Source organism: Nocardioides baculatus (assembly GCF_016735675.1).
GTDB lineage: Bacteria > Actinomycetota > Actinomycetes > Propionibacteriales > Nocardioidaceae > Nocardioides > Nocardioides baculatus.
Map to the genome: position 1 here is coordinate 1,135,109 of NZ_JAERSG010000001.1, position 17,928 is coordinate 1,153,036.

Sequence of the window (17,928 nt, forward strand, 5' to 3'; positions counted from 1 at the left end):
GTGTGGCGGCGTACGACCGCGCCCTGACGCCGAGCTGACGCTTGTGCACGCGCACGTGATGCCGAGCTGACGCTTGTGTGCACGCAGAAGCCGGCGAGGTGACGCTTATGCACGTCGTCGTGCGCACAAGCGTCAGCTCGAGGGTCGCCCCGCGTGCACAAGCGTCAGCTCGGCGCTAGAGGTGGATGCCGCGCAGGCGGCCGACCTCGCGCATCCGGCGCTCGGCGAGCCGGTCGGCGGCCTCGGCGGAGGTGATGCCGTCGGCCTTGGCGAGCTCGAAGACCTGGCGGGTCGTGTCGAAGATGCCGCGGGCGCGCTGCTGGGCGCGCTCGAAGGAGAAGCCCTCGAGCTCGTCGGCGACCTGGATGACGCCGCCGGAGTTCACGCAGTAGTCGGGGGCGTAGAGGATCCCGCGCTCGGCGATCTGCTTCTCGATGCCCGGGTGGGCGAGCTGGTTGTTGGCCGCGCCGCAGATGATCGTGGCGCGGAGCACCTCGAGCACCTCGTCGCTGATCGCGCCGCCCATGGCGCAGGGGGCGTAGACGTCGATCTCGCTCGCGACGAGCTCGTCGGTGGAGGCGACGGCGGTGACCTGGGGGTACTCGGCGCGGATGGCCTCGACCGAGGGGGCGTAGACGTCGGTGACGACGACCGACGCACCGTCCTCGATGAGGTGGCGGACGAGGTGGCGCCCGACCTTGCCGACGCCCGCGATGCCGACGGTGCGACCGGCGAGCGTGGGCTCGCCCCAGACCTGCTCGGCTGCGGCGCGCATGCCCTGGAAGGTGCCGTACGCCGTCAGCACCGAGCTGTCGCCCGCGCCGCCGTGGGCGACGGTGCGGCCGGTGACGTAGTCGCACTCGCGGGCGATGTGGTCCATGTCGACCGAGAAGGTCCCCACGTCGCAGGCGGTGTAGTAGCGGCCGTTGAGCGACTGGACGAAGCGACCGTAGGCACGCAGCAGCGCCTCGGTCTTGAGCTCGGCCGGGTCGCCGATGATGACGGCCTTGCCGCCGCCGAGGTCGAGGCCGGCGAGCGCGTTCTTGTAGGACATCCCGCGCGAGAGGTTGAGCACGTCGACGATCGCGTCATCGGTGCTGGCGTAGGGGTAGAACCGCGTACCGCCGAGGCCCGGGCCGAGTGCCGTGGAGTGGAGGGCGATGATGGCCCGCAGGCCCGTCGCGCTGTCGTTGCAGAAGACGACCTGCTCGTGCGTGGCTCCGAGCTCGAAGACGTCGACGCCGGAAGTGGCGGCTCCAGACATGGTCATGCGTCCTTTTCTGGTGGGTGCGGCCGCGGGGTGTGCGGACCTGGTCGGTGCGGTCGAGGGGTGGTGACCGCCGTCACGACCAGCGTATCGCCGCAGGATCACGGTGCCCGCATCACTGGGACCGCATCACCACGAGGTCCCCGTGGGTGCCGTAGCCGAGCAGGTCGCCACCGGCCCGGCGGCCGTTGAAGGTCGCCATCAGCCAGCCGCCGTCGACCTCGGCGAGCGAGGGCCACGGCAGGTTCGTCGGGTAGGGCGCGTCGAGCAGACCGACCTCCGACATGGCGAGGTCGAAGACCGGGAACCGTGCACGCGTGCCGCGCCGGGAGTCACGTCCGTCGCTGGCCAGCACGACCATCCGGCCGTCGACCTCCGCGAGCGTCGTCCCCTCCGTCGACGTGCGGTCGGTCGCGGCACCGCGCAGCCGCAGGTCGTCGAGCGCCGGACCCGAGGCCAGTGCCGGGTGGAAGTCGAAGAACTTCCGCGCGCTGACGAAGCCCACCAGCCACTCGCCGTCACGGTGCACGAGGTGCGGGTCCCACGTCGCGATCGAGGCCAGGCCGTCGGTCGGCAGCGGCAGCTCGCGGGTGTCGAGGACGTGGGTGCCACGCAGGAGGTCGGCGTCCGACGCGGCGAGGGTCACCCGCAACCCGGACGGCGTACGACGACCGGAGCGCGTCGTCGGTGTCTCGAAGTCCCCCCACGTGCTGGTCGCCACCAGCCACCGGTCGTCGGCGCGGACGAGGTGGGTCGCGTGGTCGCCGAAGACGCCCGGGCGGTCCGGACGACGGAAGAAGAGGTCGCCGGTGTGCTGGAGGTCCAGCGACGTGGCCTCGAGGCGCCACACGCTCGTGTGCGCGGTGTCGAAGAAGCCCGGCCCGGCGGACGTGGCGGTCAGCCACAGGGCGCCGTCCTCGCGCAGCGGCCGGCCCGAGGCGTCGGTCACGAACCGGACGTCGCGCAGCCCGAGCTGGCCGAACCCGCCGACGGTGCCGCCCCCGGTCGGGAGCTCGACCCGGAGGTCGGCGAGCGCCGCCTCGTCGCGGGTGTCGAGGGTGTCGCGCAGGTCGTGCCGGGCCCGGGCCTGCCACGCGCCGGCCTCGAGGCTCCACGCGGTCAGGTGCGTCCCTGTCAGCGAGATGCCGATCTGCGCGGGCGCCTCCGCCCGGTGGAACCTCCGGCTCCGGAGGTCCTGCTCACCCACCCGGAGCGAGACCGACCCGTCGCGGAGCGAGGCCGAGAGCCGGGCGCCCGCGAGGTGCAGGGCCAGCGTCGCACCGTCGGACGCCGCCGACGTCGCGGCGACGTAGGGCGCGACCACCGGCACCGTCGTGGTGCCACCTTCGTCGCTCGCGAGGTGAACGGCGCCCGGGGCGACGAGGTCGATCGGCCGCAGCCGGCGGACGACATCGACGCGAGGCAGCACGCGCCCATCGTGCCCCAGGTCAGCGGGCGGGCACGCCCCGGACGGTCACTCCGGGGGCGACGTCGTGGACCACCACGGACCCCGCGCCGACGACCGCGCGCTCGCCGACCTCGATCCCGGGAAGGACCTGCGACCCGCTGCCGACCCGCGCCCCGCGGCGCAGCACGGGTGGTCCGGAGGGTCGCGAGCCCAGCGTCAGCCCGCCGTTGACGATCACCTGGGCGCCGAAGAAGCAGTCGTCCTCGACGACGACGCCGGTGGCGAGGCCGACGTAGCCCTGCATCCGGACGCGGTCGCCGATGACGCAGTCGCGACCGATCGTGCACGCGTGCCCAATGGAGGCGTCCACACCGAGCCGGGCGCCCTCGCGGACCAGGCAGTGGTCGCCGATCCAGCTCCGCTCGCCCAGCACGGCACCGACGTTGACCACCGTGTGGCACCCGACGACGACGTCCTCGCCGACCAGGGTGGGCGCGACCGCGGCGTCCGGTGAGCCCGAGCGACCGCCCATTCGGGGCCGCCGCCCGATGACCGCCCCGTCGTCGATCCGGCACCGGTCGCCCAGCACGACGCCGGCGTGCAGCACCACGTGGGCGCCGATCTCGACGTCGGTGCCGATCACCACGTCGGGCGCGACCAGCAGGTACGGCGCCCGGTCCGAGGCCAGGAGCTCAGTCATCGGCGGACCCGGCGTCGGCCTCCGGGTCGAGCCGGCGCAGGCGTCGACGCAGTCGCTGGTTGCGCTCCGTCAGGACGTCCACGCGCTCACGGACCTTCTCCAGCTCCTCGAGCACCGTCGCGAGCTCGTCGCGGGCGTGGGTCGTCTCCTTGCGGGCGAGCTCGACCTCCTCCGCGACCCAGACCTCGAGGTTGTCGGCCCGGGCGTTGGTCCGTCGCATCTCGGCGCGCAGCCCGAACAGCTCCGCCTCGGCGCTCCACCGCAGGCGGATCTGGCGGCCCACCTCCGACTCCAGGGTCGGGGGGCGCCCGTGGCCGGCGCCGAGACCGGTCAGCACGTCCAGCACGTCGTGCGCGTGCCGGCGGGCGTCGTGGTGCCGCAGGACCAGCTCGCGTCCGAGTCGTCCGAGCTCGGGGCTGTAGTCGGCGAGGTCGCTCTCGAGGCGGCTGGTGTCGAGCCCCTGGTCGCCGAGCTGGCCGGTGATCCCGTCGGCCTCGACCGCCGCGTAGCTCTCGGGCGTGATCCACCCGTCGCCACCGAAGCTGTCGAAGACGTAGGCCGCCCGGCCGCACGACATCGCCTCGAGCACCGCGCGTCCCTTGCCGACGACGATGTCGACGGTTCCCATCAGCACCTCCGGCGCGAGGTCGACCTCGTCGATGCCGAGGGAGACGAGCTCGATGCCAGCCCGACCCCACGCCTCCTCGAGGGCCCGACGCGGGGCGCCGTCGAGGTAGGTGCTGAGGACCAGGGCCCGCGTCGGGCGCTGGTTCGGGGCGGAGGTGGGGGAGAACCGCTGCGTGTCGATCGGCTGCGTGAGGCGTACGACGTCCAGGTCGGCGTTGAGGGCCTCCACCCGTCGTCGTACGCGGTCGTTGAGCACGATCACCGAGGCGGTGATCCCCGGGACGATCGGCGGCTGCTGCACGTCGAAGAGCGAGCTGTGGCACACGAACGCCTGCGGGACGTCCGGCCAGGCAGCGGCCAGGTCGTGGGCGACGATGCCGTCCTGCGCGAGGACGGCATCCGCGGGTGCGCCGAGGTCGTCGACGCTGTCGACGACCTCCATCCCGCGGCGGCGGGCGAGCATCGCCATGTCGCCCGCGACGCGCGTGTAGATCCTGACGTCGTGACCGAGCCGGACCAGGTTCTCGCCCAGGGTCGTCAGGTAGGTCTCGCTACCGCCGACCCGGTGGAAGGCGGAGTTCGCGAGGAGGATGCGCATCCGCAGATGCTAGGGGTTGGCCCGCGCACGCAGAAGGGCCCCGACCGGGACGTGATCGGGGCCCTTCTGTGCTTGTGGGCAGGGGCGGGGTCGAACCGCCGACCTATCACTTTTCAGGCGATCGCTCGTACCAACTGAGCTACCTGCCCAAGCGGGGACAAAGATACATGAGCGCGATGGTGCGGGTTCAATCGGCCGCGGCCTGGACCGAGGCGAGCGCCTCGGCCGGCAGCTCGAGCCAGAACGTCGATCCGACGCCGGGGACGGACTCGCCGCGCACCGCGCCGCCGTCGCGCTCGGCCATGGTGCGCGAGATCGACAGGCCGAGGCCGGTGCCCGCGGTGCGGTCGGCCGCGAACCGGACGAAGGGCTCGAAGACGTGGGCCATCTGGTCGGCGTCGAGGCCGGGACCGTCGTCGCGCACGATGACCCGCACCATCGGGTGGCCGCTCTCGCCGACCAGCCGGCCCGCCGACAGCTGGACCGTGCCACCGCCCGGACGGTGGTGGGTGATGGCGTTGCCGAGCAGGTTGGTCAGGACCTGGCGTACGCCGGACGCGTGCGCCCACACGGTCAGGTCGGGGTCGACGTCGACGGTCATGTCCACCTGGGCGGTCGCCGCGGGAGTGCGGTGCCAGTGGACGACGTCGGCCAGCGCGGCGGCGACCCCCACGTGCTGGCGGGCGTCGTCGCTGGCCAGCGCGCGGCCGGCGCCGAGGAGGCTGTCGACGATGGCGAGCAGCTGTTCCGACGCCCGCACGATCCGGGGGCCGTCGCGCAGCATCCCGGACACCAGCTCGTCGGGCGTGCCGTGCTGCGCGTCGTCGATCAGCCCCTCGCAGTAGCCGAGCACGGCCGAGATCGGCGTACGCAGCTCGTGCCCGACCGCGCCGAAGAGCTGCTGGTAGCCCAGCTGCGCCTCGGCTCCTGCGTCGATCGCCTCGGCGAGGGCCCGACGGGCCTGCTCGAGCGTGAGCCGTGAGGTGATCGCGGCAGTGAGCAGCCGGAAGTCGTCGAGCAGCTGCTGGGGCCACGGACCTGCCGCGTCGCTCGAGAGGGAAATGCTGCCGAACATCTCGCTCCGCGACCGCAGCGAGGCGGCGACGAGGCTGCGGACCCCTTCACGCTCGAGCTGGCCCCGGTCCTCCGCGGCATCGGGGGTGAGGAGCTCCCGGTCGCTCAGGACCACCATGATGGCCTCGCGTCCGCGCCGTGAGAGCCAGGGCATCGTCAGGGCCGCCTCGGGACCTGCGCCGGGAGGGGGCAGGAGCGTGCGGGTCGATCCCGGCGGCGTCCACTCACGGACCCAGGCGCGCCCGCCGAGCGGGGTCCAGCCCGTCGGATCCTCCGGGGCGAGGCTGGTCAGCACCACGGTCACGATCTCCACCCGGCCGTCGGCCTGGAAGTGCTCCACCGCGCGTCCGAGGGCCTCGTCGAGGCCGAGCTGCTGGTCGACGACCTGCGCGGCGATCGCCGCTGCCGAGGCGGAGACGGGCCCCCCGCTGGTCAGGGGTTGCAGGGCGGGGTGCTCGGTCATGCGCGTCTCCCCTCAGGAAACAACGGTGAAACGACACGGTAGCGGTGAGATGCCCCGGCTCTGGTCGATTCTCACGTGCTCCGCGAGCGCCAGCCGGTGGCGCCCGGCCCACGTCGCGACGTGGACCAGCTGTCCCAGTCCGAGCGTGCGCCCCGGGCAGGCGTGGGGCCCGGCACCGAAGGGCAGCCAGGCCCCCGGCCGGCGCGACGTGTCCTCCCACCGGGTGGGGTCGAAACCGCCATCGGGGTCACCGGGCACCAGCTCGTCGAGCCGGCCGAGGAGCAGCGGGCTGACCAGCACGACCCGCCCCGCCGGAACCGCGGTGCCGGCGAGGTCGACCGGCTCGGTGGTGATGCGGGCCGTGATCCAGGTCGGCGGCGTCAGCCGCAAGGTCTCCCACACGGCGTGCACCGGGTCGTGGTCGGCGGGGTGGGCGGCGATCCAGCCGAGCAGCCAGGCGCCCGCCGCGATCGGGACCTGCACCCCGGCGGCGAGCACGGTGGCCACCTGCTCGGCGGGCGCCGGCAGGCCGGGCACGGCGGACAGGGCGTCGTCGAGGGCGAAGCGGGCGTCGCGCTCGCCGCGGCGGACGCGGCTCCAGCGCCCCGGCGGACGGCGTGCGGAGATGACGGGGGCGAGGGAGTCGATCCAGGCGAGCGTGAGGTCGGCGACCAGGTCGCGCGTACGGGTGTCGGTGTCGAGCACCGCGGCCACGGTGGAGCGGGCCACCGGACGGCGCAGCAGCGCCATGGCGTCGTACGCCTCACCCGGAGCACGCCGGTCGTGCTCGGCCAGTGCGGCGTCCCACTCGCCGTCGAGGACGGCGACCCCGCGCGCGACCGCGTCCGGGGTCAGCGGTGCGAACACGACGTGTCCCGAGCGGGTCGCGCCCCGGCTCGACGAGAGGTCGCCGCTGCGGCTGACGTCGCCGGGGAAGTCGAAGCGGCCGGGGTCGGTCAGCACCCGCCGCGCGAGAGCCGGGGTGGTGACCAGCCACGGTCCGTGGCGGCCGAGGGCGACGGCCCCCGAGCGTGGGGCTGAGAGGACAGCGCCGAGCCGACCGCCGGCCGACTCGACGCTGTCCATGTGCATCACGGTGCGTGCATCACTGTGTGTGCGTCACGTCCGCGTCGTGACCAGCTGTTCAGCGACGGCCGGGGGCCGGGCGCCACAGGTAGTAGGACTGCAGCTGGTTGTTGGCGCGGGCGGACTCGATGCGGGTGCGGATGCGGTTCATCATGATTTCTTCTCCAGGAGGATTGCCGAGAAGCGCGCCCGGACGGGCACGCCCCGACACCACCCGTAGAACTGGCCCCCGTGAAGCTGTCAGGGTCGGGAGTCAGGACTCAGGGTCGGGCAGCGTCTCCGCAATCAGATCAGTCAATTGCTGAATCCGCAGCGGCTTCTGCATCACAGTTTCAACTCCGAGCTCCTGGAGCGCCGCTCTGTGCTCACCTGCCCAGGCGCTGATGACCACGACTCGCATCGACGCACCTACTTTGGGGTGGTCCCGCATCCAGCGCACCACCTCGACACCGTTCATCCGGGGCATCGTGAGGTCGAGGAGCATCACGTCGAAGGTCTCACGCTGGAGGCACTCGACCGCCTCCAGCCCGTCGACAGCCGTCGACGCGACGTGCCCGGCACGCTCCACGAGGCGGCAGAACACGTCGCGGATGTCCTCGTTGTCGTCGACAACGAGGAAGCGCAGCTGTCGTGCCCCCGTGCTCACGGCCCAAGCGTAGTCAGGACCACCGACACTTCGCGCCTGTTCCCGGCACTGTGTCGGACGGCACCTCCCTTCGAGGCGGTGGTTGGGAGCGTGGCGGCGGCTGCCTCTATGCTGGTCGACGCTTGGATGGGCTCGCCCAGGCAAGCTGGCCCCCATCGTCTAGCGGCCCAGGACCCCGCCCTTTCACGGCGGTAGCGCCGGTTCGAATCCGGTTGGGGGTGCGACCCGGGTCGGGATCGGACGCCGATTGGTGGTCCCGGAAGACCTTGGGTTAGAGTTCCACCCGCTTCACCAGCACCACCCAGGCACCACACAGTTCGTCCATCTGGCCCCGTAGCGCAGTTGGTTAGCGCGCCGCCCTGTCACGGCGGAGGCCGCGGGTTCGAGTCCCGTCGGGGTCGCCAACGCATGCCACACAGGCTGAGCCGCCAGGCTCAGCCTGTGTGGCATTTCGGCCACATCGCCGCATTTACCGTGGCTCCTAGGCTGTTCGCATGCCGATCGACCTCGACCCCGCCGCGTTCGACGCCATGGTCGGCCGCGCGCTCGACGGCCTTCCCGACGACCTCGCGCGGCTCGTCGACAACGTCGTGGTGCTCGTCGAGGCGGACGCCCCGGCCGACGACCCGGACCTGCTCGGCCTCTACGACGGCCTCGCGCTCACGGAGCGACCGGCCAACCATGCCGGCGAGCTGCCCGACCGCATCCTGCTCTTCCGCGGCCCGCTCCTCGACATGGCGGACACCGTGGAGGACCTCGAGGAGGAGGTGCGGATCACCGTCGTGCACGAGGTCGCCCACCACTTCGGTCTCGACGACGCGCGGCTGCACGCCCTCGGCTGGGGCTGACCTCCCGGGAGGTCGTCGACTGCCGTCGGATCCTGCCGTCCGGTGGTCTAGCCCACGACGCCGACGAGGCTCCATCCGGCCGCACACGCGCCGATCGACAGCACCGCCGTCGCGACGACGTACGCCGTCGCGGTGCGCGCCGGTCGCTCGACGGACTGCACCGCGAAGGTCGAGAAGGAGGTGAAGGCGCCGCAGAAGCCGGTGCCGAGCAGCGCCCAGCCCGCGTCGCCCAGGGACAGCGCCGCGAACACCCCGAACAGCCCCGAGCCCAGCGCGTTGACCACGAGCATGCCGGTCGGGAACCGGCCGTCGAGCGCCCGGCCGATCGTGTAGCGCAGGGGTGCCCCGACGGCGGCACCGAGCGCGACGAGCAGGGCCGTCATTGCGGCTCAGCCCGACGCGCGAGGTGCTGGCCGAGGGCGGCCGCGGTGAGGCCGGCGGCCAGGGTCACCAGCAGGCACAGCCCGGCGAGCCCGGCATGGCCGTCGTCCGCGAGCCGGCGGACCTGACCGGCCCACGCCGACACCGTGGTGAACCCGCCCAGCACGCCCGGACCGACGAAGAGCGCGACGGTGCGCGAACGGCGTACGACGGCCAGCGCCGGCAGCATGCCGAGGACGAACGCGCCGACGACGTTGATGGCCAGCGTGGGCCACGGGAAGAGGGAGTCCGGAGCCGCGGTGTCGACCCCGAGGCGCAGGAGGGCGCCGACGGCACCGCCGACCGCGACGACCACGAGACCGGCCGCGCCGGTGCGGCGTGCGCTCACCCGACCTGGCTGGTGGACGGCTTGGTGTGGCCCTGGGCGTCCCACGGCTGGGCGCTCGCCCCGCCGAGCTGCTGCACGAGCTCGGTCAGCAACCAGTTCTGGAGGGCGCGCTGCGCGGGGGTGCGGGCCATCGACAGCAGCCGCTCGGCCCGGCAGAACGCGTCGGCGACGTCGAACATCTCGGTCATCGTCACGAAGATCGGGCCGGCCTCGCGCACCATCGGGAAGATCAGGTCGACGCGCGGGCGGGAGTCGCGCTCGGCAGCGCGCAGCTGCTCGCTGAAGGCATCAGGGAACTGGCGCTCGAAGTTGGCGAACATCGAGGTGAGGTCGCCGGCGAGCGGGTAGTCGGACTGGTGCGACAGCGACAGGAGCCGCAGCTCACGGCGCAGCTCGTGGTACTGGCGGGCGAGCGAGGAGTAGAGCGGGACGTCGAGGCCGAGCAGCCGCACCTCGACCGCGGTGTCGCTGATCGGCTCGGGCGCGTGCTGGTCGTGGACGTCGATCACCCACTCGGCGCCGCCCTCGTCGCTCATCTGGGCGGCCGGCTCGAACCAGACGATCTTGCTGTCGGACTCGATCGTGGCGCCCCAGGCGGTCGCGCACTGGGCCACCATCGACAGGCCGCGGCCGAAGGTCAGCAGCAGGTCGAGGTCGTCGCCCGCCAGCGGGACCGGTGGGACGGGCGGGCTGGTGGACCCGTCGATCACCTCGATGCGGGGGTGGCTGACGGTCCCGCGCACCCGCACCTTGAAGGGCGCGGTGGCGTGCAGGACGGCGTTGGCCACCAGCTCGGAGACGCCGAGCTCGGCGCACTCGACGAGGTCGTCGCGCTCCAGCCGCTCGAAGACGTCGCTCACCCAACGCCTGGCGTCGGCCGCAGCGCGCGGCGACGACGCGAGGGTCAACTCGGAGCTCAGCGGCACTGGGACTCTTTTCGAGGGGGTGGGCAGTCCAGTGGGGCGATGGTTACCCCCCGAGTGGATAGTTCAAACCTCGACCATCACCATAGTTTCTCGCAGGTCCGGGTAGTGGATGTGAGCAACGAGACGTTCCCGGCGTTTCGCCTGCTGGTCGGGCCGGGAGGAGAATGGTCTTCCAGCGTCAGCATGAGGTGTGCAACCCGACCCCAAGGAGCTCCGATGAGCACCACGCAGGCCCCGCGACACCGGGTGGTCGTGATCGGTTCCGGCTTCGGCGGCCTCTTCGGAACGAAGGCCCTCCGCCGCGCCGACGTCGACGTCACGGTGATCGCGAAGACCACGCACCACCTCTTCCAGCCCCTGCTCTACCAGGTGGCGACCGGCATCCTGTCCGAGGGCGAGATCGCCCCGCCGACCCGCGAGGTCCTCAGCGGCCAGGACAACGCCCGGGTGATCCTGGGCGAGGTCACCGGCATCGACCTCGAGGCCCGCACGGTCACCTCGCAGGTGCTGGGCCGCGACACGGTGACGTCGTACGACTCCTTGCTCGTGGCGGCCGGTGCCAGCCAGTCCTACTTCGGCAACGACCACTTCGCCGAGTTCGCGCCCGGCATGAAGAGCATCGACGACGCACTCGAGCTGCGCGGCCGGATCTTCGGCGCCTTCGAGATGGCCGAGCTCGGTGCGACGCGCGGCGACGACGTCGACCACCTGCTGACGTTCGTCGTCGTCGGCGCCGGCCCGACCGGTGTGGAGATGGCCGGCCAGATCGCCGAGCTCGCGCACCGGACGCTCAAGAAGGACTTCCGCGCGATCAACACCCGCCAGGCGCGGGTCGTCCTCGTCGACGCGGCACCCCAGGTGCTGCCGCCCTTCGGCGCCAAGCTCGGCGAGAAGGCGAAGAAGGAGCTCGAGAAGCTCGGCGTCGAGGTGATGCTCGGCGGCATGGTCACCGAGGTCGACGAGCGCGGACTCGAGGTGAAGTTCAAGGACGGGCGCGTCGAGCGGATCAACTCGGTCGCCAAGATCTGGGCCGCCGGCGTGCAGGCCAACCCGCTCGGCAAGACGCTGTCGGAGCAGTCCGGTGCGCCGCTCGACCGTGCGGGACGGATCGGCGTCAACCCCGACCTCACGCTGCCGGGCCACCCCGAGGTCTTCGTCGTCGGCGACATGATCGCCCTCGACAACCTCCCGGGCGTCGCGCAGGTCGCGATCCAGGGCGCCAAGTACGCCGCCAAGGAGATCCGCAACCGCCTCGAGGGCAAGCAGCCCCAGGAGCCGTTCAAGTACTTCGACAAGGGGTCGATGGCGATCATCAGCCGTTTCCGCGCGGTCGCGATGGTCGGCAAGCTCCGGCTCACCGGCATCATCGCCTGGCTGATGTGGCTCGGCGTGCACCTCGTCTACCTCACCGGCTTCAAGAACCAGGTGTCGGCGCTGATGCGCTGGGCGATCACCTTCATCAGCAACAACCGCTCCGAGCGGACGACCACCGAGCAGCAGATCTTCGCTCGTGCGGCGCTCGCGCGGCTGCGGCGTGGTGCCGCCGACCTGGTGTCCGACCCGGGCATCTACGACGCGACGCGCGCGATGATGGAGGAGACCCGCCGCCAGGAGCTGGAGGCGGCCGCGGCCCGCGAGGCCGAGCTCACCGACTCGGGCGTACGCGGCGTGGCCACCGAGGGCGTCAGCAGCTGACCCTACGGTGGTGACGCCGCCGTTGACCCTGCCGTGACGCCCCCGTGACGCTGCCGTGATGCCCATGGTGCGCCTGCTCCGCCGGCCGGCGGTGCTCGCCTGCGTCCTGCTCGTGCTGGGAGAGCTCGTGCTCCTCGGCGCTCTGGTCCGCGACCCGCGCGCGGGCGGCCCCCACGACGTCCCGGTCGAGGTGGTCGCCCCGGCGCTGGTCGCCGAGTCGCTGGCCGAGCAGGCGGAGTCGCTCGCCGGCCACCCGTTCGCCGCGAGCGCCGTCGCCGAGGACGACGCGACCGCCTCCCGCGGCCGGGTGGCCGACGGCTCGGTGGTGGCCACGCTGCTGGTCGACCTCCGCGGCACCGAGGACACCCTCGTCCTCCACGCGGGGGCCGACCCCGCCCTCGCCCGCGCCGTCACCGAACGGGTCGACCGCACGGAGGCGACCCGCGACCGCACGATCGTGGTCGAGCGGGTGGGTCCCACAGGCCCCATCGGCGCCGGCGGTGCGCGCCTGCTGGCCCTCGCCTCGACCCTGGCCGGACTCGCGCTGGCAGCCGTGGTCGCTGCCCGGCGTGGACCCGTCGCGGCGAGCCTGGGCGCAGGCGTACGCCGTGCCCTCCTGGTGGGTGTCGCGTCGCTGGTCGTGGGTGGTGGGGCGGTCGTCCTCCTCGGGCTGCCGGCCCTCGCGACGCCGGTGGTGACCCTGCACGTGCTCGCCGTCTCCCTGCTGGCCCTCGCGCTCCAGTCGATGTTCGGTCGGTCCGGCCTGGTGGTCGCGGCGGTGGCCGGCCTCGGGCTGACCGCGCCGCTGCTGGCCCGGACGGACCCGCACCTGTTGCCGACCTCCTGGGCGCGGCTGGCGACCTGGTCGCCGAGCGGCGCCGCGTTCGAGGGCGTCGACTCGCTCGTGCTCTTCGGCGGGTCACACCTGCTGCAGCCGGCGCTCGTCCTCCTCGCCTGGACGACGGTGGCCGTGCTCGCGCTCCTGTCGGCCCGCTGGGTGCGGCGGTGGACCGGCGAGGTGCCGGACACCTCGTCGTCGTACGCCGGCCTGGGCGGGCGCACCTGGGCCGTCCTCGCCGCGGTGGTGCCGGTCGCGGCTCTCCTGATCGGTGGAGCAGTGCTGGTGCCCGACGACACGGCCGCGACGGCGGACCTGCCGTCCCAGGCCACGGAGACCAGGTGCCTGGCCACCGGTCGGCTGCGGACCGTGGGCGACCTCAACCGGGTGGCCGGTCGGCTGCGCGGGAGCGCCGCCTTCCGGGGTGGCGACGTCGGCGCCGACGTGCAGCTCCAGGACGGCCGCCGGCTGTGGGTCTTCGGCGACACCCTGCGCGGGGGCGACTTCGGCGGCCAGGGCCTGGTCCGCAACTCGATGCTCGTCATCGGTCCCGACTGCCTGAGCGTGGTGCTGCCGGCCGACCGCGGCGCCGTGATCCCCGACCGCCCGAGCCCGGCGGGTGGGTCTGGCGCGGCGGCTGCGCGGGTCGGCTACTGGCCGATGTCGATCGGCAGGGTGGAGCGACCCGGCTACGACCTGGTCGCCGTCGCCGCCCAGCGGGTCCGCACGGTGGGCTCGGGTGTCTTCGACTTCGAGAACCTCGGCACCTCCATCGCGGTCTTCGTCGTCCCGGCCGGGCAGCCGCCCCAGCTCGTGGACCAGCGCGACATCGGACCGGACGACGCCGATCCCGGCCGTCCCACGTGGGGCGCCGCGTCGCTCGTCACCTCCGCCGCCGACCCGTGGGTCTACCTCTACGGCACCTCCCGGCCCGACACCGCGGGGATCTTCGGCTACGCCCTCCACGTCGCGCGCGTCCGTCCCGACGACCTCCTCGACGAGACCAGGTGGCGCTACTGGGACGGGACGTCGTGGTCGTCGCGCGCCGCCGACGCGGCGACGCTGATCCCGTCCGAGGGTGGCGTGTCGCAGACGCTCAGCGTCTTCGAGGTCGATGGCACCTGGTACGCCCTCAGCAAGCGGGACGAGGTGCTCGGGACCGACCTCACCGTCTGGACCGCTCCCGGACCGACCGGCCCGTTCACGCGGCAGCCGGCGCTGGCCCAGCTCCCGTCCGACGCTGCCTCCGGGCTGCTCCGCTACATGCCGCTCGCCCACCCCGACCTGCTGCCGAGACCCGGCACGATGGTCGTCTCCTACAGCCGCAACAGCACCGACTTCGGTGAGGTGCTGGAGGACCCGCTCCTCTACCGACCCCACTTCCTGCGGGTCACGCTGCCCTGACGAAGGACGCTGGGCTTGACGGATCCTTGGGTATTCCTGCGGTGATCCTTGGTCTCGCGCACACTTGCGTCCGTGACCGATCGAGACCGTCCTACGACGTGGGTGGCCGCGCGCGCCCTCGCGACGTTCGTGGCGGTCGCCTGCCTGGCCACCGCGGTCCTCGGCCCGTCGTCCGCCACGGCCCAGTCGGCCCCGTCGGGCAAGCGCGCGCAGAAGACCTTCGCCCTCGCACCTGCGAGCGTGGGCGTCGACCTCCCCAACCCGCTGCGCGGGCAGTACCGCTGGTTCGGCACCGACCCGACGCCGTCGACGGTGACGTCCAACGACGTCTACTACCGCGACCAGGTCTACTGGGGCCGTATCGAGCCGTCCGACAACGCCTGGGACTTCTCCCTGATCGACCAGGGGCTGGCCGACGCGGGTGCCCGCGGCGGCAAGTTCGGCTTCCGGGTGCTCGCCTACTGCCCGGGCTGCTGGATGAACTACCGCTCGGACTTCCCGGCGGTCACGCCGTCGTTCGTCCCGCTCCAGCCCGGCACCGCCGTCCCCGACTGGAACTCCCCGGCCTTCCTCGCCCAGTGGCAGGAGCTGATGGCCGAGCTCGGGCGCCGCTACGGCGACGACCCGCGGCTTGGCTACGTCGACGTCGGCGGCTACGGCAGCTACGGCGAGTGGCACGTCGACACCGGCGCGGGGATCGCCGAGCCCAATGGCCTCGCGGTCGTGGAGGCGGTGACCTCGGCGTTCCCGACCAAGCACGTCCTGATCAACACGATGACCTCGGTCGACTTCACCCTGGCCGCGCTGGAGGCCAACCCGAACCTCGGCATCCGCACCGACAGCCTCGGCTGCCCGGACATGTACTCGATGGTCGCCGTCGACAGGCGGCTGCAGAAGGTCTGGAAGACCCGCCCGTTCTTCTCCGAGTGGTGCACCCGGGCCGACCCCGTGCTCGGCGCGAAGCAGGTGCGTCAGTTCCACGTCTCGACGCTGTCGTCGAGCAACATGCCCTGGACCTTCGACACGCTCACGCCCCCGCAGCGGTCGGCGTACGCCACCGCGGTCGCGACGGCCGGCTACCGCCTCCGCCTCCGCTCGCTCACCCTCCCGCGCCGGATCGAGGCCGATGGCAAGGTGGCCGTGCGGACGTCGTGGCTGAACCAGGGGAGCGCGCCGACGTACGACCGCTGGGACGTGCAGCTCACCCTCACCCGCAAGGGGAGGGCGACGACCGTGTCGCTGGGCGACCAGCTGCGCGGGGTCACCGACTCGTCGAGCAGCCGGACCCGTGTCGCCGTACCGAGCCTGAGGAAGGGGCGGTACGACGTCTCCGTCAGCGTCGTCGACCCCAGCGGCTACTCCGCGCCGATGTACCTCGCCAACCGCGGCCGGACCTCGTCCGGCGCCTACCGCGTGGGCTCGGTCTCGGTGCGCTGAGCCGCGACTCCCTCGGTCCCCGTCCTGCGGGTGCCGAGCCCCGGACGCCACCAGTTGCGCTCGCCCAGCAGCGTCATGGCAGCCGGGAGCAGCAGGCCGCGCACCACGGTGACGTCGAGTGCGATGGCCACGGTCATGCCGACGCCGACCTCCTTGACGGCGACCAGCTGTCCCGCCGCGAAGCCGATGAAGACCACCGAGATGGCGAGCGCCGCGAGCGTGACGACCGGCCCTGATGCCGTGATCCCGGCGAGGACGGCAGCGTCGTTGTCGCGCCGCGAGCCGTGCCCGGTCGCGCGCGCGTCCCACTCCTCCTTGATGCGGGACACGAGGAAGAGGTGGTAGTCCATCGAGAGCCCGAAGGCGAACATGAAGAGCAGCAGCGGCGAGGTGAGGTCCAGCGTGCCGGTCGCGGTGCCGCCGAGCAGCGGTCCACCCCACCCGTGCTGGAACACCAGGGTCACCACGCCGAGGGTGGCGGTGAGCGAGAGCAGGTTGAGCAGGAGCGTCTTGAGCGCCACGACGGGTGACGCCGTGAGGCGGAGCAGGAGGAGACCGGCAACGAGGACCACCGCGGCGACGGCCCAGGGCAACCGGGCCGCCAGCGCCGCTCGGGCGTCGACGAGCTCGGCCGCCGGTCCGCCGACCTGCACGTCGAGCCCGTCACCGAGCATGCGTACGTCGTCCACGACCCGCTGCGCTGCTGGTCCGCTGGTGGTGCCGCGGGGGACCAGCGAGAAGCGGCTCCAGCCGTCGGGCAGCCCGTCGCGCACCACGACGTCCTTGACGTCAGGCAGCGCCGTCACCTGCTCGGTGAGCGTGGTCAGGCGGGCGTCGCCCAGCGGCGCGTCGACGAGCAGGTCGACCGGTGCGGTCCTGATGTCGGGGTAGTCACGCTCGACCACCTCCACGACCGTGCGCGCCTCGCTGCCCGGCGGCAGTGAGCGCGCGTCCGAGGCACCGACCTGGAGCCCGAGCAGCGGGAGGGACAGCACGACGAGGAGTCCGGCCGACACCAGCAGGACCGGCCACGGTCTCGCCTGCGCCACGCCGGCGAGCCGGGCGAGGAGCGTTCGCCCGGGGGCGCGGGCGACCGCTCCTCGTGGCCTGCGTCCGTCGGCCGGGATCCGCGACGAGCACACGGTCAGGAGCGCCGGCGCGAGGGTCAGGGCCGCCGCGGTCACCACTGCCACGGCCACGACACCACCGGTCGCCATCCCCGAGAGCAGCGGGTCGTCGAGCAGCAGCAGAGCGGCGAGCGAGATCCCGACGGTGGCCCCGGAGACCAGCACGGTGTGACCGGCCGTCGCGAGGGTCCGGCCGAGCACGACCGCCGCGTCGGGTTCGGGGCCGGCCGCGGCGCGCTCCTCGCGGTACCGGGCGAGCACGAGGAGGCAGTAGTCCACGCACAGTCCCAGCGCCAGCACCGTGACGACATTGACCGCGAAGTCGCTGACCGACCACAGGTCGGCCACCGCCACGAGGGCGAGCAGGGATCCGGCGACGGCCGCGAGAGCCGTCAGGACGGGCAGGACCCCCACCACGACGCCGCCGAGCGCGACCACCAGCAGGAGCGTGACCACCACGAGGGCGACACCCTCCCCGCGCGCGGCGTCCTGGACCGCCTGGTCGGTGAAGGTCCGCTCGGCCAGGAGGTCCCCGCCCGCGGCGACCTCGGGGAAGGGAGTGGTCCGCAGCGCCGCGGTGATCCGGTCGGCCAGGGCGAGTGCGGCCTCGTCGTCGAGCGCGGGATCGAGCTCCACCTCCACCAGAGCGCTGCTGCGGTCGCCGGCGACCAGGTCGTAGGAGCTCGTGGTCCAGGGGTCCCGGAGGTCGGCGACGCCCGGGAGCTCACGCAGGGGCTGGATGACCTGGGCCGCAGCCTCGCTCGTGGCCGCGTCGACGGGATCGGCACCGGCGAGCAGCACGACCAGCCGACGGCCCTCGGGATCGACCTCGTCGAGCCGCTGGTCGACCCGCGTCGACTCGGCACCGGCGCGCAGCCCCACGTCCTCGGCCCTGTCGAACACCGTGCCGCCGAGGACCGCGCCGGCGACGACCACGACGGCCCAGACGGACAGGACGACACCCCGTCGTCGGTGCAGCCACTGCCCCAGCCGGTCCAGCACGCGCGGCTCGCTC

The 17,928-nt window shown here is 72.9% G+C and carries 15 protein-coding genes and 3 tRNA genes; 6 read left to right on the forward strand and 12 right to left on the reverse strand.

Annotated features, from left to right (window positions below; all coding sequences use genetic code 11):
• Nucleotides 1–175: 175 nt before the first annotated feature.
• The 8 genes from JI751_RS05500 to JI751_RS05535 form a co-directional block, all read right to left on the reverse strand.
• The gene (locus JI751_RS05500) at nucleotides 176–1,270 is read right to left on the reverse strand and encodes a Glu/Leu/Phe/Val family dehydrogenase (RefSeq protein WP_236665554.1); all 1,095 of its coding nucleotides are present in this window, start codon (nucleotides 1,268–1,270) and stop codon (nucleotides 176–178) included.
• 112 nt (nucleotides 1,271–1,382) lie between these two features.
• Nucleotides 1,383–2,696 carry a hypothetical protein gene (locus JI751_RS05505; protein WP_201934321.1) on the reverse strand — a complete coding sequence of 438 codons (1,314 nt, stop codon included), beginning with the start codon at nucleotides 2,694–2,696 and terminating at the stop codon, nucleotides 1,383–1,385.
• Nucleotides 2,697–2,715: 19 nt separating this feature from the next.
• Nucleotides 2,716–3,375 (reverse strand): DapH/DapD/GlmU-related protein, encoded by a 660-nt coding sequence (locus tag JI751_RS05510; protein ID WP_201934322.1) that lies wholly within the window; start codon nucleotides 3,373–3,375, stop codon nucleotides 2,716–2,718.
• Nucleotides 3,368–4,600, reverse strand: coding sequence for a glycosyltransferase (locus tag JI751_RS05515; RefSeq protein WP_201934324.1), 1,233 nt, complete (start codon nucleotides 4,598–4,600; stop codon nucleotides 3,368–3,370). The genes JI751_RS05510 and JI751_RS05515 overlap by 8 nt, the downstream gene beginning before the upstream one ends.
• Before the next feature lie 75 nt (nucleotides 4,601–4,675).
• Nucleotides 4,676–4,749 (reverse strand) — tRNA-Phe (locus JI751_RS05520).
• A 38-nt stretch (nucleotides 4,750–4,787) separates the two neighbouring features.
• On the reverse strand, nucleotides 4,788–6,137 hold the full coding sequence (locus JI751_RS05525; RefSeq protein ID WP_201934325.1) for a sensor histidine kinase: 1,350 nt from the start codon (nucleotides 6,135–6,137) through the stop codon (nucleotides 4,788–4,790).
• A 12-nt stretch (nucleotides 6,138–6,149) separates the two neighbouring features.
• Nucleotides 6,150–7,223, reverse strand: a complete 1,074-nt coding sequence (locus tag JI751_RS05530; protein WP_201934326.1) for a cytochrome P450 — start codon at nucleotides 7,221–7,223, stop codon at nucleotides 6,150–6,152.
• A gap of 253 nt (nucleotides 7,224–7,476) precedes the next feature.
• The gene (locus JI751_RS05535) at nucleotides 7,477–7,869 is read right to left on the reverse strand and encodes a response regulator (RefSeq protein ID WP_201934327.1); all 393 of its coding nucleotides are present in this window, start codon (nucleotides 7,867–7,869) and stop codon (nucleotides 7,477–7,479) included.
• A gap of 148 nt (nucleotides 7,870–8,017) precedes the next feature.
• Between JI751_RS05535 and JI751_RS05540 the strand changes: the two genes are divergently transcribed.
• The 3 genes from JI751_RS05540 (at nucleotide 8,018) to JI751_RS05550 (ending at nucleotide 8,717) form a co-directional block, all read left to right on the forward strand.
• Nucleotides 8,018–8,090 (forward strand) — tRNA-Glu (locus JI751_RS05540).
• 106 nt (nucleotides 8,091–8,196) lie between these two features.
• A tRNA-Asp gene (locus tag JI751_RS05545) sits at nucleotides 8,197–8,273 on the forward strand.
• Nucleotides 8,274–8,363: 90 nt separating this feature from the next.
• Nucleotides 8,364–8,717 carry a metallopeptidase family protein gene (locus JI751_RS05550; RefSeq protein ID WP_201934328.1) on the forward strand — a complete coding sequence of 118 codons (354 nt, stop codon included), beginning with the start codon at nucleotides 8,364–8,366 and terminating at the stop codon, nucleotides 8,715–8,717.
• Nucleotides 8,718–8,764: 47 nt separating this feature from the next.
• Here the strand turns inward: JI751_RS05550 and JI751_RS05555 are convergent, their stop codons facing one another.
• From JI751_RS05555 to JI751_RS05565, 3 genes are read right to left on the reverse strand one after another with little or no spacing between them, the layout of a single operon-like run.
• Nucleotides 8,765–9,100 carry a fluoride efflux transporter FluC gene (locus tag JI751_RS05555; protein ID WP_201934330.1) on the reverse strand — a complete coding sequence of 112 codons (336 nt, stop codon included), beginning with the start codon at nucleotides 9,098–9,100 and terminating at the stop codon, nucleotides 8,765–8,767.
• Complete coding sequence (locus JI751_RS05560) at nucleotides 9,097–9,486, reverse strand: fluoride efflux transporter FluC (RefSeq protein ID WP_201934331.1); 390 nt, start codon at nucleotides 9,484–9,486, stop codon at nucleotides 9,097–9,099. The genes JI751_RS05555 and JI751_RS05560 overlap by 4 nt, the downstream gene beginning before the upstream one ends.
• Nucleotides 9,483–10,346, reverse strand: coding sequence for an ATP-binding protein (locus tag JI751_RS05565; RefSeq protein ID WP_307813856.1), 864 nt, complete (start codon nucleotides 10,344–10,346; stop codon nucleotides 9,483–9,485). Before JI751_RS05565 ends, JI751_RS05560 begins: the two co-directional genes overlap by 4 nt.
• A 282-nt stretch (nucleotides 10,347–10,628) precedes the next feature.
• On the opposite strand from JI751_RS05565, the gene JI751_RS05570 reads away from it, so the two are divergent.
• The 3 genes from JI751_RS05570 (at nucleotide 10,629) to JI751_RS21725 (ending at nucleotide 15,786) form a co-directional block, all read left to right on the forward strand.
• Complete coding sequence (locus JI751_RS05570) at nucleotides 10,629–12,107, forward strand: NAD(P)/FAD-dependent oxidoreductase (RefSeq protein WP_201934335.1); 1,479 nt, start codon at nucleotides 10,629–10,631, stop codon at nucleotides 12,105–12,107.
• A 58-nt stretch (nucleotides 12,108–12,165) separates the two neighbouring features.
• Entirely contained in the window at nucleotides 12,166–14,349 is a 2,184-nt protein-coding gene (locus JI751_RS05575) for a DUF5005 domain-containing protein (protein WP_201934337.1), read from the forward strand.
• 72 nt (nucleotides 14,350–14,421) lie between these two features.
• Nucleotides 14,422–15,786 (forward strand): DUF4832 domain-containing protein, encoded by a 1,365-nt coding sequence (locus tag JI751_RS21725; RefSeq protein WP_201934339.1) that lies wholly within the window; start codon nucleotides 14,422–14,424, stop codon nucleotides 15,784–15,786.
• On the opposite strand, the gene JI751_RS05585 is transcribed toward JI751_RS21725, so the two are convergent.
• Complete coding sequence (locus JI751_RS05585) at nucleotides 15,756–17,915, reverse strand: MMPL family transporter (protein ID WP_201934347.1); 2,160 nt, start codon at nucleotides 17,913–17,915, stop codon at nucleotides 15,756–15,758. The two genes, JI751_RS21725 and JI751_RS05585, sit on opposite strands and share 31 nt — an antisense overlap.
• Between the last annotated feature and the right edge of the window lie 13 nt (nucleotides 17,916–17,928).

Bases quoted from the DNA above. Each gene is read 5' to 3' on its own strand.
- JI751_RS05510 (WP_201934322.1), bottom strand. From the start codon at position 3,375: ATGACTGAGCTCCTGGCCTCGGACCGGGCGCCGTACCTGCTGGTCGCG.
- JI751_RS05530 (WP_201934326.1), bottom strand. From the start codon at position 7,223: ATGGACAGCGTCGAGTCGGCCGGCGGTCGGCTCGGCGCTGTCCTCTCA.
- JI751_RS05500 (WP_236665554.1), bottom strand. From the start codon at position 1,270: ATGACCATGTCTGGAGCCGCCACTTCCGGCGTCGACGTCTTCGAGCTC.
- JI751_RS05550 (WP_201934328.1), top strand. From the start codon at position 8,364: ATGCCGATCGACCTCGACCCCGCCGCGTTCGACGCCATGGTCGGCCGC.
- JI751_RS05555 (WP_201934330.1), bottom strand. From the start codon at position 9,100: ATGACGGCCCTGCTCGTCGCGCTCGGTGCCGCCGTCGGGGCACCCCTG.
- JI751_RS05515 (WP_201934324.1), bottom strand. From the start codon at position 4,600: ATGCGCATCCTCCTCGCGAACTCCGCCTTCCACCGGGTCGGCGGTAGC.
- JI751_RS05525 (WP_201934325.1), bottom strand. From the start codon at position 6,137: ATGACCGAGCACCCCGCCCTGCAACCCCTGACCAGCGGGGGGCCCGTC.
- JI751_RS05570 (WP_201934335.1), top strand. From the start codon at position 10,629: ATGAGCACCACGCAGGCCCCGCGACACCGGGTGGTCGTGATCGGTTCC.
- JI751_RS05575 (WP_201934337.1), top strand. From the start codon at position 12,166: ATGCCCATGGTGCGCCTGCTCCGCCGGCCGGCGGTGCTCGCCTGCGTC.